We start from the raw sequence: 14752 nt of genomic DNA, 5'->3' as shown, positions 1-14752 counted from the left end.
GGCGCCCCGCAGACGCCGCTTGCCGCATGAACCTGATCGACCGCATCTCGCACCAGTTCGAAGACAACATGCGCGCCTCGCTCGAGGCGCTCGAGCTGCTTGCCGCGCCGATCGCCGGCGCGGTCGAGCTGATCACCGCCAGCCTGCTCGACAGCGGCAAGGTGCTAGTGTGCGGCAGCAGCGGTTCGGCCGGCGACGCGCGCCGTTTCGCCGCTCAGCTGGTCAATGGCTTCGAGCTCGAACGCCCGGCGCTCGCCGCGATGGCGCTGAGCGCCGACAGCTCCAGCCTCGCCCCGATCGCCGGCGACCCCGATACCCAAGCCTTGTTCGCCCGTCAGATCGCCGCCTTCGGGCAGCCCGGCGACATCCTGCTGACCTTGTCCGCCAACCCCGATTCGGCGCGCGTGCTCGACGCCATCCGCGCCGCCCATGAGCGCGACATGCGAGTGATCGCCCTCACCGGCGCCGGCGGCGGGCGCACCGCCGAGACGCTCGGCCCGGCCGACATCCTGCTCTGCGCACCCGCCGAGCGGATTGCCCGCATCCGGGAAATCCACTTGCTGATCCTGCACTGCCTGTGCGACGGTATCGACTGCCTCTTACTCGGAGTGGAAGACTGATGACCCGACCCCAACACGCCGACAGACCGGCGAAGTCCAGCCGGCGCGCCCTCCTCCTGGGCCTTTCCGCAGCCATCGCACTGCCCTTGCTGCAGGGCTGCTTCCCGGTCGTCGCCACCGGTGTCGGCGCGGGTGCGGCGATGGTCTCCGACCGTCGCACCAGCGGCACCTATGTCGAGGACGAAGGGATCGAATGGAAGGTGGCGGCGCGCATCCGCGAGCGCCTCGGCGACAGCGTGCATGTCAACGTCACCTCCTACAACCGCAACGTGCTGCTCACCGGCGAAGCGCCCAACGAGACCGTGCGCGGCCAGCTCGATGGCATCGTGGCCGGCGTCGAGAATGTGCGCGGCGTGATCAACGAAGTCGCCATCGCGCCCAACTCCAGCCTCACCGCGCGCGGCAACGACACCTTGATCACCTCCAACGTGAAGGCGCGCATGATCGACTCCGGGGCCGTCTCGGCCCACAACGTCAAGGTGGTGACCGAGGCCAACGTCGTCTTCCTGCTCGGCATCGTCCCCCGCAGCGAGGCCGACGCCGCCGCCGAGGTGGCGCGCACCAGCCAAGGCGTGCGCAAGGTCGTGCGGGTGTTCGAATACATCAGCGACGAGGAAGCCCGCCGCCTCGACAACCCGACCGGCGCGCGCCGTAACTGAGCGCCCCCGACCGGCATCCCTGGCGGCGGCGTCCTTCCGAACGCGCTTCCAGGGATGCGACTTACGCTCCGAGCGCGTCGAGCAGCTTCTGGTGCACGCCGCCGAAGCCGCCGTTGCTCATCACCAGCACGTGGTCGCCGGGCTGTGCCGCCGCAACCACGGCGGCGACCAGCGCATCCAGGCGATCGTAGGTACGCGCGCGTGCGCCCAGCGGGGCGAGCGCCGCGGCGGCATCCCAGTCCAGCCCGTGCGCATGGCAGAACACCAGATCGGCTTCGGCGAGGCTGGCCGGCAACTGCGCCTTCATGATGCCCAGCTTCATGGTGTTCGAGCGCGGCTCGAGCACCGCCAGGATGCGACCCTGCGGTTCGCGCCGGCGCAGGCCGCCGACGGTGAGCGCGATCGCGGTCGGGTGGTGGGCGAAGTCGTCATAGACGCTCACACCTCTTACCGTCCCGCGCAGTTCCAGCCGGCGCTTGATGCCGGCGAAACGCCCGAGGCTGGCGATCGCCTGCGCGGGCGTGACGCCGACGTGGCGCGCGGCGGCGATCGCGGCGAGCGCGTTGTCGCGGTTGTGGCTGCCGGCGAGCGCCATGCGCACCCGGCCCTGCTCGACGCCATCGAGGCGGAACACCGCCTCGGCCTCGTCCGCCCCGGTGCCCACCGTCCATCGGCCGTCGCCGCCGAACCATTCCAGCTCCGACCAGCAGCCACGCTCGATGACGCGCTTCAGGCTGTCCTCGTGGGCGTTGGCGACGATGCGGCCGCTCGCCGGGATGGTGCGCACCAGATGGTGGAACTGGGTCTCGATCGCGCCGAGGTCGGCGAAGATGTCGGCGTGGTCGAACTCGAGATTGTTGAGAATCGCGGTGCGCGGCCGGTAATGCACGAACTTCGAGCGCTTGTCGCAGAACGCGGTGTCGTACTCGTCGGCCTCGATCACGAAGAAGGGCGACTCGGTCAGGCGCGCGGACACGCCGAAGTTCTGCGGCACGCCGCCCACCAGGAAGGATGGCGACAAACCCGCATCCTCCAGCATCCAGGCGAGCAGCGAGGTCGTGGTGGTCTTGCCGTGGGTGCCGGCGACCGCCAGCACCCAGCGCCCGGCGAGCACGTGCTCGGCCAGCCACTGCGGCCCGGACACGTAGGGCAGGCCGCGGTCGAGGATCGCCTCGAGGAGCGGATTGCCGCGCGACACCGCGTTGCCGACGACGTACATGTCGGGCTCGAGGTCGAGCTGGCTGGTGTCGTAGCCCTCGATCAGCCCGATGCCCTGCTCCTCGAGCTGCGTGCTCATCGGCGGGTAGACGTTGGCGTCGCAGCCGGTGACGGTGTGGCCGGCGGCGCGCGCGAGCAGCGCGACGCCGCCCATGAAGGTGCCGCAGATGCCGAGGATATGGATGTGCATGGGGGTTCGCGCTCCGCTAAGCCTTCATCCGGCCGCAACCGGGGGTGTATTACAATGGGCGCGCATTCTACCCGAGGCCCACCATGCCCTCACACGCCCACGTATCACGCAGCGGCGGCCTGCGGCGCGAGATCGCCGCGCTCGCCGCACGCATGATGGCCGAGGACGGCATCAGCGACTTCGGCTTCGCCAAGCGCAAGGCTGCGAAACAGCTCGGCGCCACCGACGCCGACGCCCTGCCCAACAACAACGAGGTCGAGGCCGAGCTGCGCGCCTGGCTTGCGATCTACCAGGACGAGGAGCAGCCGCAGCGCCTGCTCGAGATGCGCAGCGCGGCGATCGAGGTCATGCGCCTGCTCGCCGACTTTCGCCCCTACCTCACCGGCGGAGCCCTCGACGGCACCGCCGGACGCTACTCGGAACTCGAGATCGAACTCTTCCCCGAGAGCACCAAGGACGTCGAGATCTTCTTCCTCAACCAGGACTTCGCCTACGAGCACCGCGAGCCGCGCCGCCCCGCACCGCATACGCCCGAGGCCATCCTCAGCTTCGACTGGGACGACGTGCCGGTGAAGGTGTCGATCTATCCCTCGGCCGCCGAGCGCAGCCCGCGCCGCGGCCAGGATCGCGCCCGCCTCGCCCAGGTCGAGGCCCTGGTCGCCGCGGCGGTGGAGAGCACACGCGACACGGGGTCGCACGCTCCCTGAGGTTTGCCTGCCCCGCCATGCCGGGCACCCTCCTCGGCTTGCAGCCCACGGCGCACGAGCGCAGAATCCGCGCACGGCGCCGGGTCCCAGGCACCCTCCACGCAAGTCCAGATCACAACCCAAAGTGGACAATTTGCCGCGATTTACGGCAAACTTGCATCCATGAAGCGCTCAAAATGCTTGACGACCCATCTTCACCGGGCGCTCGGGCCAGCCCCCCGGCATGACGGGGCGGTGCTTCACGAGGTCGCTTGCACGCATTCCGCCCGTGGTGGCGAGCCATCCCGGCCGAGCGAGTTCGCGCGCGGCCCCCTCAGCACGAAACGTTTCCGCACCAGTCCGCCGCCCGACCGCGGCGGCCTCGGCGTGTGCGCGAAACCCGAACACTGAATCATCCCGATCGTGGCGCCCGTCGAGGCGATCGCGGTCCCGTCCGGAGAACACCATGGATCTGCGCAAGCTCAAGAAACTCATCGATCTCGTCCAGGAGTCCGGCATCTCGGAGCTCGAGGTGACCGAAGGCGAGGAAAAGGTACGCATCGCCAAGCACACCAGCGCACCTCCGGCAACCTACTATGCCCAGGTCCCCCCCGCACCCGCAGCCGCACCGGCGGCCGTCGTCGCCTCCCCCGCCCTGACCGATGCAGAAGACGAGTTGCCCGACGGTCACGTGGTCAAGTCGCCCATGGTCGGGACCTTCTATCGCGCCGGGGCCCCGGGCGCGAAGCCGCTGGTCGAACTCGGCCAGAAGATCGCCACCGGCGACCGCCTGTGCATCATCGAGGCGATGAAGCTGATGAACGAGATCGAGGCCGACGCCAGCGGCGTCGTCAAGGCCATCCTGGTCGAGAACGGTGAGCCCGTCGAATACGGCCAGCCCCTGTTCGTGATCGGCTGAGTCCGCCATGTTCGAGAAGATCCTGATCGCCAACCGCGGGGAAATCGCCCTGCGCATCCTGCGCGCCTGCCGCGAACTCGGCATCAAGACGGTCGCGGTCCACTCCGAGGCCGACACCCACGCCAAGTACGTGCGACTGGCCGACGAGTCCGTTTGCATCGGCCCGCCGCCCTCTGCGCAGAGCTACCTCAACGTGCCGGCCATCATCTCTGCCGCCGAGGTCACCGACGCCGAGGCCATCCACCCCGGCTACGGCTTCCTCTCCGAGAACGCCGACTTCGGCGAGCGCGTCGAGCAGTCGGGCTTCGTCTTCATCGGCCCACGCCCCGAGACCATCCGCCTGATGGGCGACAAGGTCTCTGCCAAGGATGCGATGAAGGCCGCCGGCGTGCCCTGCGTGCCGGGTTCGGACGGCGCACTGCCCGAGGATCCGAAGGAGATCGTCAAGATCGCACGCGCGGTCGGCTACCCGGTGATCATCAAGGCCGCCGGCGGCGGCGGCGGGCGCGGCATGCGCGTGGTGCACACCGAGGCCGCGCTGCTCAACGCCGTCACCACCACCCGCGCCGAGGCCCAGGCGGCCTTCGGCAACCCCGTCGTATACATGGAGAAGTTCCTCGAGAATCCGCGCCACGTCGAGATCCAGATCCTTGCCGACCAGCACGGCAACGCGGTCTATCTCGGCGAACGCGACTGCTCCATGCAGCGCCGCCACCAGAAGGTGATCGAGGAAGCGCCGGCCCCCGGCATCGACCGCAAGACGATCGCCAAGGTCGGCGAACGTTGCGCGGAAGCCTGCCGCAAGATCGGCTACCGCGGCGCCGGCACCTTCGAGTTCCTCTACGAGAACGGCGAGTTCTACTTCATCGAGATGAACACGCGGGTGCAGGTGGAGCATCCGGTGACCGAACTGATCACCGGCATCGACATCGTGCAGGCGCAGATCCGCATCGCCGCCGGCGAGAAGCTCTGGTTCCGTCAGCGCGACATCGAGTTCCGCGGCCACGCGATCGAGTGCCGGATCAACGCCGAGGATCCGTTCAAGTTCACGCCCTCGCCCGGTCGCATCACCAACTGGCATACGCCAGGTGGGCCGGGGATCCGGGTCGATTCGCACGTTTACAACGGCTACACCGTGCCGCCCCACTACGACTCGATGATCGGCAAGCTGATCGCATACGGCGACACTCGCGAGCAGGCGATCCGTCGCATGCGCATCGCGCTCTCCGAGATGATGGTCGAGGGCATCAAGACCAACATCCCGCTGCACCAGACCCTGATGCTCGACCCGCGCTTCAACGAGGGCTGCACCAGCATCCATTACCTCGAGCACAAGCTCACCCACCGCAACGAAGTGCAGGACTGACACGAGATGTGGATCTCGGTGACCCTGCAGGCCGAGGCCGACAAGGCCGAGGCGCTCTCCGACGCACTGATGGAGGCCGGCGCGCTCTCTGTCTCGATCGAGGACGCCGACGCCGGCACCGAGGCGGAGCGCCCGCAGTTCGGCGAGCCCGGCCATCTGCCCACCGCGCTGTGGGACCACAGCCGGGTGATCGCGCTGTTCGACGGTGCGGCCGATCCGGCCGAGCTCGGCGCGATGCTCGCCGAAGCCGCCCGCGCGGCGGGTTTCGACGCCGTCCCCCCGTTCTCCACCGAGACGGTAGCCGAGCAGAACTGGGTGCAGCTCACCCAGAGCCAGTTCGATCCCATCCGCATCACCGACCGGCTGTGGATCGTGCCGTCCTGGCACGAGGCGCCCGACGCCGACGCGATCAACATCGAGCTCGACCCCGGCATGGCCTTCGGCACCGGCTCCCACCCCACCACCCGGCTCTGCCTGGAGTGGCTGTGCGAGGTGGTCACGCCCGGCTGCAGCGTGCTCGACTACGGCTGCGGCTCGGGCATCCTCGGCATCGCCGCGGCCAAGCTCGGCGCCGGCGCGGTGCTCGGCATCGACATCGACGAGAAGGCGGTCGAGGCCGCGCGCGACAACGCCGCGCGCAACCACGCGGCCGTGCGCCTGCAGCACTCTGCCGTGCCGGTCGGCGACACCTTCGATCTGGTCGTCGCCAACATCCTCACCAACCCGCTGTGCGTGCTCGCCCCGGCGATTTCGGCGCGGGTCGCTCCGGGCGGCCGGGTGGCGCTGTCGGGCGTGCTCGAGACCCAGGCCGCGCAGGTCGTGGAGGCCTGGGCACCGCACATCGCACTGCACGTGGGCGCGGCGCACGAAGGCTGGATCCGCCTCGAGGGACGGCGCCCCGGGCCATGATGATCACCCGCTGCCCCGCCTGCCAGACGGTGTTCCGGCTGCGCCCGGAGCAGCTTCACGCACGGGGCGGCGAGGTCCGCTGCGGGCATTGCTTCCACCCCTTCAACGCGCTCGAGCACACGGTCGAGGTTCGCGACGACGGCGCCGCGACCACAGCGGCGCCCCCACCCCCCGCGGCGAGACCGGTGTATGAAGCACGCCCCGAACCGCTGCTCGACTTCGACATCCCCGAGGTTGCCCCCTCGCCGCCGATCCGGGCGCCGCTGCCCGAGCCGGGTCTCGACGACTACGAGGACTGGCTCGCGCCCGCGCACAAGCCCGCGCTGCGCGGCACCGCGATGGACGACGGGCAGACCGGCACGGCCCCCGCCTTCGACGAGGGCGCCGCAGCGGCCCAGCCCTTTCCGGAAGTCTTGCGCAGCGCCCGGCGAGGCCTGCCGATCGACGAGGACGAGGGCGGAACGCCTGCTCGCGGCAGGGACCTCGCCGCGCCCGGGCCCTTCGCACCGACGATCTCCTACACGCCACCGCCGCCCTTCGACGACGATCCGGCCACCGCAATCCCCGGGCTCTCCACCCCCGTGCGCGAATCCGCGCGGGCCGCACCGGAACCCGCCTCCATCCCTGCACACGAGGATGAACAACCCGCCTCGCCTCACGAGCCCGACCTCGCCCGCCTCGACGCCAACTACGGACGCCCGCGCAAGGAAACCCACCCGCTCGTACGCGCGCTCGCGATGCTGCTCGCGGTCGGCTTGTCCGCGCTGCTCGCGGCGCAGGCCACCTATCTGTATCGCATGGAGCTGGCGCGCGCCCTCCCCGGCCTGCGCCCCGTCCTGAGCGAGGCCTGCGCGCGCTTCGGCTGCGGCGTGCCCTATCCGCGCGATGCGGAACACATCGCGATCGAGGCCTCCGACCTGCAGGCCGAACCCGGGCGGCCCGGCTACTACCTGCTGCAAGCCACGCTCAACAACCGCGCGGACTATCCGCAGCAGTGGCCGCATCTGGAACTCACCCTCACCGACGCCGGCGACAACCCGATCTCGCGCCGCGTGCTGCCATCCACCGACTGGCTGCCACCGAGCCAGCCGCACGAAGCCTTCATGGCACGCAGCGCGATCGAGTTGCGCATTCCCTTCGCCGCACCGGCGCTGGCACCGACGGGATACCGGATCTATGCATTCTATCCGTGAGGAGTGAGGCGTAAGGCATCAGGGGTGAGGAGCGGGAGCGAACGCGCTCGACCCCGCATGCGCCGGGCTCGCGCCTGGCATCCTTCTCAGCGCGAGACGCGGGTGGTGCCGGCGTCGCGCAGCACGCGGACGCGCTCACCGGGGCGGAAGCCTTCGCCCTCGTCGGCCTGCACCACGGCGAGAAACTGGTCATTGTCCAGACGCACGGTGACTTCCACGCCCGCTTGCCGGGTCGCGCCTTCCTCCACCGCAGAGCCGGCAAGCCCACCGGCCACCGCGCCGATGACGGTGGCCACGGCCTGGCCACGTCCGCCGCCGACCGTGTTGCCGGCGATACCGCCGATGGCCGCGCCCGCGACCGAGCCGATCGGCGTCTTCGTTCCCTCGAGCTGCACCGCGCGTACCGCCTCGATGGTGCCGAACTGCACCGTCATCGCGCGCCGCGCCTCGGTGCGCGCATACGTGCCCCCCCCCAGTCCCTGGGCGCAGCCGCCCACCGCCAGCGCCGCGATCATCGCGCCGGCCAGGGCGCGCCACTTCATCCCGCTTCGATTCACCATAGATCCTCTCCGAAAGCCTCGCGATAACGCGCCCCGACGTCTGCACGCGAGGGCGCGTAGTTCTGTCCGCCACGCTGGGCGATCTTGAGCGCGCCCATGACCGCGGCCAGGCGCGCGCTCCTGCGCAGGTCCCAGCCCGCGGCGATACCGTGCAGCAGGCCGGCACGGTAGGCGTCGCCGCAACCGGTCGGATCGACGATCGCGTCCGCCCTCACCGCCGGCACCTCGAACACCTCGCCGCGCCAATGCACGCGCGAACCTTCCGCACCCAGCGTCACCACCAGCGCCTCGACCTCGCGCGCGAGTTCGGCCTCGCTGCGCCCGGTCTTCTCGCACATCAGCCGGGCCTCGTAGTCATTGACCGTACAGTAGCGCGCCTGTTGCAGGCATTTCAGTAACGCTTCGCTACCGAGGATGGGCAGGGCCTGGCCCGGATCGAACACGAAGGGCACCCCGGCCGCGGCGAAGCCGTCGGCGTGGCGCAGCATGCCGTCGGCGCCGTCGGGCGAGACGATGCCCAGCGTCGCACCGGCCGCGGTGCGCACGTCGTTCAGGTGCGAGTGGAACATCGCCCCCGGATGGAAGGCGGTGATCTGGTTGTCGTCGAGGTCGGTGGTGATGAAGGCCTGCGCGGTGAAGGTGCCCGGCACCTCGCGCACGAAGTCCTCGCGCAGCCCGAGCGCGCGCAGGCGCGCACGATACGGGCCGGCGTCCTCGCCGACGGTGGCGACGATCAGCGGATCGCTGCCGAGCAGCTTGAGCCCGTAGGCGATGTTGCCGGCACAGCCGCCGAACTCCCGGCGCAGGTCGGGCACCAGGAAGGAGACGTTGAGGATATGGATCTGCTCGGGGAGGATGTGATTCCGGAAGCGGTCGTGGAAGACCATGATCGAGTCGTAGGCGACCGATCCGCAGACGAGGATGGACATGGAAGGCAGGCAGGCGGAGGGTGGGCGGAAGCCGGATTATACGCGGCCCCTCCGCCTTCCCCTGCCGCCGCCGGAGCCGCGGCCAGGTCTTCAGTCCTGATCGGCGAGCGCCTCGCGCAGCTTCGCCGCCATCGCCTCGAGCGCCTCGCGCGGCGGGTTCTTCACCGGCCAGGCCAGCGCCATGCCGTCGCCTTCCCAGCGCGGCAGCACGTGGAGATGGAAGTGGAACACGGTCTGCGCCCCCGCCTTCTCGTTGGCCTGGAGCAGCGTCACTCCCTCGCAGCCGGTCACCTTCTTCGCCACGCGGGCGACCCGCGCCGCCGTGCGGAAGGCCGCGCCGGCGAGGGAGTCGTCGAGCGCGTAGATGTTCGCGCGGTGCGGCTTGACCAGCACCAGCATGTGGCCGGGATTGACCGACTGGATGTCCATGATGGCGAGCGTGTCGGCGTCCTCATACACCTTGGACGACGGCAGTTCGCCGCGCGCGATGCGGCAGAACACGCAGTCGGGGTCGTGGTCGGGCGGGGTCGTGCACTGCATGCGAAGTTCTCCTGGGGCCGGATGTGCGTCATCGCATCGTAACCAGCACGTCACCGCGTCGCAACGACGGGTTTCGAGAATGGTCCGCACCCAACAGGACGGACACAGGCCATGCTCCAGCACCTCCAGCCCCGCCAGCAAACCGCCGCGCGCAAGACGCGCAACCTGCACGTCGGCCTCGCCAGCAGCGAGACCGAGATCCTCGAGGCGCAGAAGCTGCGCTACCGGGTCTTCGCCGAGGAGATGGGGGCCCGCCTGCCCACACGCAGTCCGGGCGTCGACCGCGACCTCTACGATCCCTTCTGCGAGCACCTGATCGTGCGCGACGAGGATGCCGGCCGCATCGTCGGCACCTATCGCATCCTGTCGCCCTCCGCCGCACGCCGGGTGGGCGGCTACTACTCCGAGAACGAATTCGACCTCACCCGCCTGCAGCACCTGCGCGGCCAGCTGGTGGAGATCGGGCGCTCTTGCATCGACGCCGACTACCGCAGCGGCGCGGTGATCGCGCTGCTGTGGTCGGGGCTCGCGCGCTACATGCAGGAGAACGGCTACGAATACCTGATCGGCTGCGCCTCGGTAAGCATGGCCGACGGCGGGCACGCCGCGGCCAGCCTGTATAATCGTCTGCGCGAAAAACACCTCGCCCCGCTCGAGTACCACGTCTTTCCGCGCTGCCCGCTGCCGCTCTCGAGCCTGCGCGGCGACCTCGACGCCGAGGCGCCACCGCTGATCAAGGGCTACCTGCGCGCGGGAGCCTGGGTCTGCGGCGAGCCGGCATGGGACCCCGACTTCAACACCGCGGACCTGCCCATCCTGATGCCGATCGGCCGCGTGGATGGGCGCTACGCCCGCCACTTCATGGGACGCAAGGACTGAACGCCCCCCGCCACCCCGACCTCGTGCAGGATCGCGCCATGCATGCCGGTGCCGGCACCGCGCCACCAGCCTCCGCGTCCGGAGCAGCCACCCGCGCGGCCGCGGCGAGCGAGGCGCGCGCTGGTGGGCTGCTGCGCGCGACGCGCTGGACCCGGCTCGCCCTGCACCTACTGCAGGGGGTGCTGACGATCGCGACGATCTATCCGCTCACCGGCCGCGACACTCGCGAGGCCCTGCGCCAGCGCTGGTCTCAGGGGCTGCTGCGGGTGCTCGGGATGCGCCTCGAGCACCGCGGCGAGGCAATCGCACCCGGTTGCATGCTGGTTGCCAACCACGTCTCCTGGGTGGACATCTTCGCGATCAACGCGCTCGCCCCCGCCGCCTTCGTCTCCAAGTCCGAGGTGCGCGCCTGGCCGGTGATCGGCTGGCTGGCGGCGAAGAACGACACCATCTTCCTGCGTCGCGGCAGCCGTGGCCACGCCCGCATCATCAACGAGGAAACCGCCGCGCTGCTCGACGCCGGGTGCAACGTCGCCATCTTCCCCGAGGGCACGACCACCGACGGCGCGACCCTGCTGCACTTCCACGCCGCGCTGCTGCAGCCGGCGATCGCCTGCGGCCATCCGGTGCAGCCCCTCGCGCTGCAATACCGCACGCCGGACGACCGCTTCAGCCGCGCGCCCGCCTACGATGGCGAGCTCAGCCTGGGCGAGTGCATCGCCAACATCATCGCCGCGCCGCGCACGATCGCGCGCATCACGGTGGCAGCGCCGATCGCCACCGCCGACGGAGCGGACCGGCGCACGCTGGCTGCACGCACGCGCGGCGAGATCGCCACCGCCATCGGCGTCGCGCTCGACGCGCAGACCTGAGACCACCGCCGCAGGCTCAGCCCGGGACCTGGAACACCGCGTCGTCCTCGATGCGCAGCGCGGTCAGCTTGCCGCCCCACACGCAGCCCGAATCGAGCGCGATCAGCCCCGGCTCGCGGTAGAAGCCGAGCGCCGACCAGTGCCCGCAGACGATCGTATGGGTACGGCTGAAACGGTCGGGCACGCGGAACCACGGCAGCATGCCCGACGGCGCCTTGTGCGGCGCGCCCTTGGCACTCAGGTCCATGCGCCCCTGCGCGGTACAGAAGCGCAGGCGCGTCATGGCATTGACGATCACGCGCAGACGGTCCCAGCCCTTGAGCCCGTCCGACCAGCGATCCGGGCGGTTGCCCGCGAGGTGGAGCAGGAACTCGCGCGACTTCGGCCCGGCCAGCACCGCACCCACCTCGGCGGCGAGCGCCTGCGCGCGCGTCACCGTCCACCCGGGCAAGAGGCCGGCATGCACCAGCACGTGGTCGCCATGGACCCGCATCAGGGGCTGGAAGCTCAGCCACTCCAGCAACTCGTCGCGGTCGTCCGCCTCGAGCACCTGGAACAGCGTGTCGTCGCTGTCGCGCCGCTTGTAGCCGGCGGCGACCATCAGCAGGTAGAGGTCGTGGTTGCCGAGCACGATGCTCGCAGCATCGCCCAGCCCGCGCAGGAAACGCAGCACACGCAGGGATTCGGGTCCCCGATTGACGAGGTCGCCGACGATCCACAGCCGGTCGACCGCGGGATCGAAGGCGATGCGGTCGAGCATGCGGTCCAGCGGGGCGTAGCAGCCCTGGATGTCGCCGATTGCGTAGTTGGCCATCGATTCCTGCCGCTGCCGGCCGGCGGGCCGCAGCGCATGGAAGGTTGTAGATCGGGGGCGGCCGTCGCGCCGGGCCGCCCCGGGCGGATCAGACCCGGTAGTACTCCCGGTACCAGGCGATGAAGCGGCCGACGCCCTCGCGCACGCTGGTCGCCGGGGCGAAGCCGGTCCACGCGTTCAGCGCGGCGGTGTCGGCGTAGGTGGCCGGGACGTCGCCGTCCTGCAGCGGCAGGAAGTTCTTCTGCGCGGTGGTGCCGAGCGCATCCTCGATCGCGGCGACGAACTCCATCAGTTCGACCGGGTCATGGTTGCCGATATTGAACACACGGTAGGGTGCGCTGCCGGTGCCCGGGTTCGGCTGCATCGGATCGAAGGCGGGATCGGGTTCGGCGATGCGGTCAAGGGTGCGGATCACCCCCTCGACGATGTCGTCGACATAGGTGAAGTCTCGCCGCATGCGGCCGTGGTTGAAGACATCGATCGGACGCCCTTCCAGGATCGCCTTGGTGAACAGGAACAGCGCCATGTCCGGGCGGCCCCAGGGGCCATACACGGTGAAGAAGCGCAGTCCGGTGGTGGGCAGGCCGTAGAGGTGGCTATAGGTGTGCGCCATCAGCTCGTTGGCCTTCTTGGTCGCCGCGTAGATGCTCACCGGGTGGTCGACGCTGTCGCTCTCCGAGAACGGCATCTTCGTGTTGCCGCCATACACGCTGGAGCTCGACGCATAGACCAGGTGCTGCACCTTCGCGTGGCGGCAGCCCTCGAGGATGTTCATGAACCCGACCAGGTTGCTGTCGACATAGGCGTGCGGGTTCTGCAGCGAATAGCGCACCCCGGCCTGGGCGGCGAGGTGGATGACGCGGTCGAACTTCTCGGCGGCGAACAAGGCCTCCATGCCGGCGCGGTCGGCCACGTCCATCTTCACGAAGCGGAAGCCCGCGTGCGGCTGCAGCCGGGCAAGGCGCGCCTCCTTGAGGGTGGGGTCGTAGTAGTCGTTCAGGTTGTCGAGGCCGACCACCTCGTCGCCGCGCGCGAGCAGGCGCAGCGTGGTGTGCATGCCGATAAAACCGGCAGCGCCGGTGACGAGGATCTTCATGGAGGAAATTGGCTGGGCGATGGATTGGACAAATTATCGCATGCCCACGCCAGCGCACAGTGTGAACGGTTTCCTTCATCGCGCGCAGGACCGCGGCCGGCGTCCTTGCTTATACTGCGGCGGTCGTCCTGCCCTTCCACCCGATGCTGACCCGCCTGCCCTACACCTTGCTGTGGATCCTCGCCCTGCCCCTGGTGCTGCTGCGCCTGGCCTGGCGGGCGCGCCACCAGCCCGCCTATCTGCGCCACGTCGGCGAGCGCTTCGGGCGCTACCGGACGCGCGCGCCGGTGGGGGTGATCTGGGTGCACGCGGTCTCCGTGGGCGAGACCCGCGCCGCCGAACCGCTGGTGCGCGCCCTGCTCGCCGAATGGCCGGAGCACTCGGTGCTGCTCACCCACATGACGCCGACCGGTCGCGACACCTCGAAAACCCTCTTCCGCGACGAGCCGCGTGTGCTGCGCGCCTACCTGCCCTACGACCTCGGCTGCTTCGCCCACGCCTTCCTGCGCCACTTCCGCCCGCTGTTCGGAGTGGTGATGGAGACCGAGCTGTGGCCCAACCTCCTCGCCGCCTGCCGACGCCGCCGCATTCCGGTGATGCTCGCCAACGCCCGTCTGTCGGAGCGCTCGGCGCGTCGCTACGCCCGCCTGCCCGCGCTCACCGCGCTCACCCTGAAGGCACTCGCGGCGATCGGCGCGCAGACCGCCGCCGACGCCGCCCGCCTCGCCCAACTCGGCGCGCGCCGAGTCACGGTCACCGGCAACCTCAAGTTCGACATCGCCCCGCCGGCGCCGCTGCTGGCGCTCGGCCGCAGCCTGCGCGAACGCATCGGCGCGCGCCCGGTGCTGCTCGCCGCGAGCACCCGCGAGGGAGAGGAGGCCCTGCTGCTCGACGCCTTCGCCCGCCTGGCGCCGCCCGCGGCCTTGCTGCTGCTGGTGCCGCGCCACCCGCAGCGCTTCGACGAGGTCGCCGCGCTCGCCAGCGCCCGCGGCCTCGCGCTGCAGCGGCGCAGCGCGGACGACGCGGTGCGTGCGGACACGCGCGTGCTGCTCGGCGACTCGATGGGCGAGATGTTCGCCTACTACGCCGCCGCCGACGTCGCCCTGATCGGCGGCAGCTGGCTGGCCTTCGGCGGGCAGAACCTGATCGAGGCCTGCGCGGTCGGCACCGCGGTGGTGATCGGCCCGCACACCTTCAATTTCCAGGCGGTGGCCGAGGACGCCGAGCGCGCCGGTGCCGCGGTGCGCGCGCGGGATGCGGAGGCCGGCATGCGCGAGGCGCTGGCGCTGGTCGCCGACCCGG

General features: G+C 70.2%; 16 protein-coding genes. 10 read left to right on the top strand and 6 right to left on the bottom strand.

Annotated elements, in window-relative coordinates; genetic code table 11:
• Positions 1–26 precede the first annotated feature (26 nt).
• Both C665_RS07375 and C665_RS07370 read left to right on the top strand, forming a co-directional pair.
• A complete protein-coding gene (locus C665_RS07375) occupies positions 27–620 on the top strand; it encodes an SIS domain-containing protein (RefSeq protein WP_004304296.1) in 594 nt (197 codons plus the stop codon).
• A complete protein-coding gene (locus tag C665_RS07370) occupies positions 620–1279 on the top strand; it encodes a BON domain-containing protein (RefSeq protein WP_004304294.1) in 660 nt (219 codons plus the stop codon). The genes C665_RS07375 and C665_RS07370 overlap by 1 nt, the downstream gene beginning before the upstream one ends.
• A 61-nt stretch (positions 1280–1340) precedes the next feature.
• Here C665_RS07370 and mpl read toward each other — a convergent pair whose 3' ends face one another.
• Positions 1341–2687 (bottom strand): UDP-N-acetylmuramate:L-alanyl-gamma-D-glutamyl-meso-diaminopimelate ligase, encoded by a 1347-nt coding sequence (gene mpl, locus C665_RS07365; protein ID WP_004304293.1) that lies wholly within the window; start codon positions 2685–2687, stop codon positions 1341–1343.
• 83 nt (positions 2688–2770) lie between these two features.
• Here mpl and C665_RS07360 point away from each other — a divergent pair, with 83 nt between their 5' ends.
• The 5 genes from C665_RS07360 (at position 2771) to C665_RS07340 (ending at position 7760) form a co-directional block, all read left to right on the top strand.
• Positions 2771–3394, top strand: coding sequence for a hypothetical protein (locus C665_RS07360; RefSeq protein WP_004304292.1), 624 nt, complete (start codon positions 2771–2773; stop codon positions 3392–3394).
• Between the two features lie 445 nt (positions 3395–3839).
• Positions 3840–4292 (top strand): acetyl-CoA carboxylase biotin carboxyl carrier protein, encoded by a 453-nt coding sequence (gene accB / locus C665_RS07355; RefSeq protein WP_004304289.1) that lies wholly within the window; start codon positions 3840–3842, stop codon positions 4290–4292.
• Between the two features lie 7 nt (positions 4293–4299).
• On the top strand, positions 4300–5658 hold the full coding sequence (gene accC / locus C665_RS07350) for an acetyl-CoA carboxylase biotin carboxylase subunit (RefSeq protein WP_004304287.1): 1359 nt from the start codon (positions 4300–4302) through the stop codon (positions 5656–5658).
• 6 nt (positions 5659–5664) lie between these two features.
• Positions 5665–6567, top strand: coding sequence for a 50S ribosomal protein L11 methyltransferase (gene prmA, locus C665_RS07345; protein WP_004304285.1), 903 nt, complete (start codon positions 5665–5667; stop codon positions 6565–6567).
• Positions 6564–7760, top strand: coding sequence for a DUF3426 domain-containing protein (locus C665_RS07340; protein WP_004304282.1), 1197 nt, complete (start codon positions 6564–6566; stop codon positions 7758–7760). Before prmA ends, C665_RS07340 begins: the two co-directional genes overlap by 4 nt.
• An 86-nt stretch (positions 7761–7846) precedes the next feature.
• Here the strand turns inward: C665_RS07340 and C665_RS07335 are convergent, their stop codons facing one another.
• The 3 genes from C665_RS07335 to C665_RS07325 all read right to left on the bottom strand — a co-directional run bounded on the left by C665_RS07335 (position 7847) and on the right by C665_RS07325 (position 9789).
• Positions 7847–8320 carry an outer membrane lipoprotein gene (locus C665_RS07335; RefSeq protein ID WP_012585951.1) on the bottom strand — a complete coding sequence of 158 codons (474 nt, stop codon included), beginning with the start codon at positions 8318–8320 and terminating at the stop codon, positions 7847–7849.
• Positions 8314–9249, bottom strand: a complete 936-nt coding sequence (locus tag C665_RS07330) for a carbohydrate kinase family protein (protein ID WP_004304279.1) — start codon at positions 9247–9249, stop codon at positions 8314–8316. Before C665_RS07330 ends, C665_RS07335 begins: the two co-directional genes overlap by 7 nt.
• Positions 9250–9339: 90 nt before the next feature.
• Positions 9340–9789 carry an HIT family protein gene (locus C665_RS07325; RefSeq protein ID WP_004304277.1) on the bottom strand — a complete coding sequence of 150 codons (450 nt, stop codon included), beginning with the start codon at positions 9787–9789 and terminating at the stop codon, positions 9340–9342.
• A 111-nt stretch (positions 9790–9900) separates the two neighbouring features.
• Between C665_RS07325 and C665_RS07320 the strand changes: the two genes are divergently transcribed.
• Entirely contained in the window at positions 9901–10668 is a 768-nt protein-coding gene (locus C665_RS07320; RefSeq protein ID WP_004304275.1) for a GNAT family N-acetyltransferase, read from the top strand.
• A 38-nt stretch (positions 10669–10706) separates the two neighbouring features.
• The gene (locus C665_RS07315) at positions 10707–11540 is read left to right on the top strand and encodes a lysophospholipid acyltransferase family protein (RefSeq protein WP_004304274.1); all 834 of its coding nucleotides are present in this window, start codon (positions 10707–10709) and stop codon (positions 11538–11540) included.
• A gap of 16 nt (positions 11541–11556) precedes the next feature.
• Here C665_RS07315 and C665_RS07310 read toward each other — a convergent pair whose 3' ends face one another.
• Complete coding sequence (locus C665_RS07310) at positions 11557–12354, bottom strand: symmetrical bis(5'-nucleosyl)-tetraphosphatase (protein WP_004304272.1); 798 nt, start codon at positions 12352–12354, stop codon at positions 11557–11559.
• Between the two features lie 88 nt (positions 12355–12442).
• Positions 12443–13450 (bottom strand): NAD-dependent epimerase, encoded by a 1008-nt coding sequence (locus tag C665_RS07305; RefSeq protein ID WP_004304270.1) that lies wholly within the window; start codon positions 13448–13450, stop codon positions 12443–12445.
• A 143-nt stretch (positions 13451–13593) separates the two neighbouring features.
• Here C665_RS07305 and waaA point away from each other — a divergent pair.
• The coding region (gene waaA, locus C665_RS07300) for a lipid IV(A) 3-deoxy-D-manno-octulosonic acid transferase (RefSeq protein WP_004304268.1) at positions 13594–14752 on the top strand (1159 nt) is incomplete at its 3' end.

Source organism: Thauera aminoaromatica S2, assembly GCF_000310185.1.
In the GTDB taxonomy this organism is placed as follows: domain Bacteria; phylum Pseudomonadota; class Gammaproteobacteria; order Burkholderiales; family Rhodocyclaceae; genus Thauera; species Thauera aminoaromatica.
The sequence above is the reverse complement of the archived record's forward strand: the minus strand, read 5'-3'. Positions and strand labels throughout refer to the sequence as shown.

What these genes read in the sequence shown, in the direction of transcription:
- C665_RS07375 (WP_004304296.1), top strand. Translation starts at nt 27, where the DNA reads ATGAACCTGATCGACCGCATCTCGCACCAGTTCGAAGACAACATGCGC.
- C665_RS07370 (WP_004304294.1), top strand. Translation starts at nt 620, where the DNA reads ATGACCCGACCCCAACACGCCGACAGACCGGCGAAGTCCAGCCGGCGC.
- mpl (WP_004304293.1), bottom strand. Translation starts at nt 2,687, where the DNA reads ATGCACATCCATATCCTCGGCATCTGCGGCACCTTCATGGGCGGCGTC.
- C665_RS07360 (WP_004304292.1), top strand. Translation starts at nt 2,771, where the DNA reads ATGCCCTCACACGCCCACGTATCACGCAGCGGCGGCCTGCGGCGCGAG.
- accB (WP_004304289.1), top strand. Translation starts at nt 3,840, where the DNA reads ATGGATCTGCGCAAGCTCAAGAAACTCATCGATCTCGTCCAGGAGTCC.
- accC (WP_004304287.1), top strand. Translation starts at nt 4,300, where the DNA reads ATGTTCGAGAAGATCCTGATCGCCAACCGCGGGGAAATCGCCCTGCGC.
- prmA (WP_004304285.1), top strand. Translation starts at nt 5,665, where the DNA reads ATGTGGATCTCGGTGACCCTGCAGGCCGAGGCCGACAAGGCCGAGGCG.
- C665_RS07340 (WP_004304282.1), top strand. Translation starts at nt 6,564, where the DNA reads ATGATGATCACCCGCTGCCCCGCCTGCCAGACGGTGTTCCGGCTGCGC.
- C665_RS07335 (WP_012585951.1), bottom strand. Translation starts at nt 8,320, where the DNA reads ATGGTGAATCGAAGCGGGATGAAGTGGCGCGCCCTGGCCGGCGCGATG.
- C665_RS07330 (WP_004304279.1), bottom strand. Translation starts at nt 9,249, where the DNA reads ATGTCCATCCTCGTCTGCGGATCGGTCGCCTACGACTCGATCATGGTC.
- C665_RS07325 (WP_004304277.1), bottom strand. Translation starts at nt 9,789, where the DNA reads ATGCAGTGCACGACCCCGCCCGACCACGACCCCGACTGCGTGTTCTGC.
- C665_RS07320 (WP_004304275.1), top strand. Translation starts at nt 9,901, where the DNA reads ATGCTCCAGCACCTCCAGCCCCGCCAGCAAACCGCCGCGCGCAAGACG.
- C665_RS07315 (WP_004304274.1), top strand. Translation starts at nt 10,707, where the DNA reads ATGCATGCCGGTGCCGGCACCGCGCCACCAGCCTCCGCGTCCGGAGCA.
- C665_RS07310 (WP_004304272.1), bottom strand. Translation starts at nt 12,354, where the DNA reads ATGGCCAACTACGCAATCGGCGACATCCAGGGCTGCTACGCCCCGCTG.
- C665_RS07305 (WP_004304270.1), bottom strand. Translation starts at nt 13,450, where the DNA reads ATGAAGATCCTCGTCACCGGCGCTGCCGGTTTTATCGGCATGCACACC.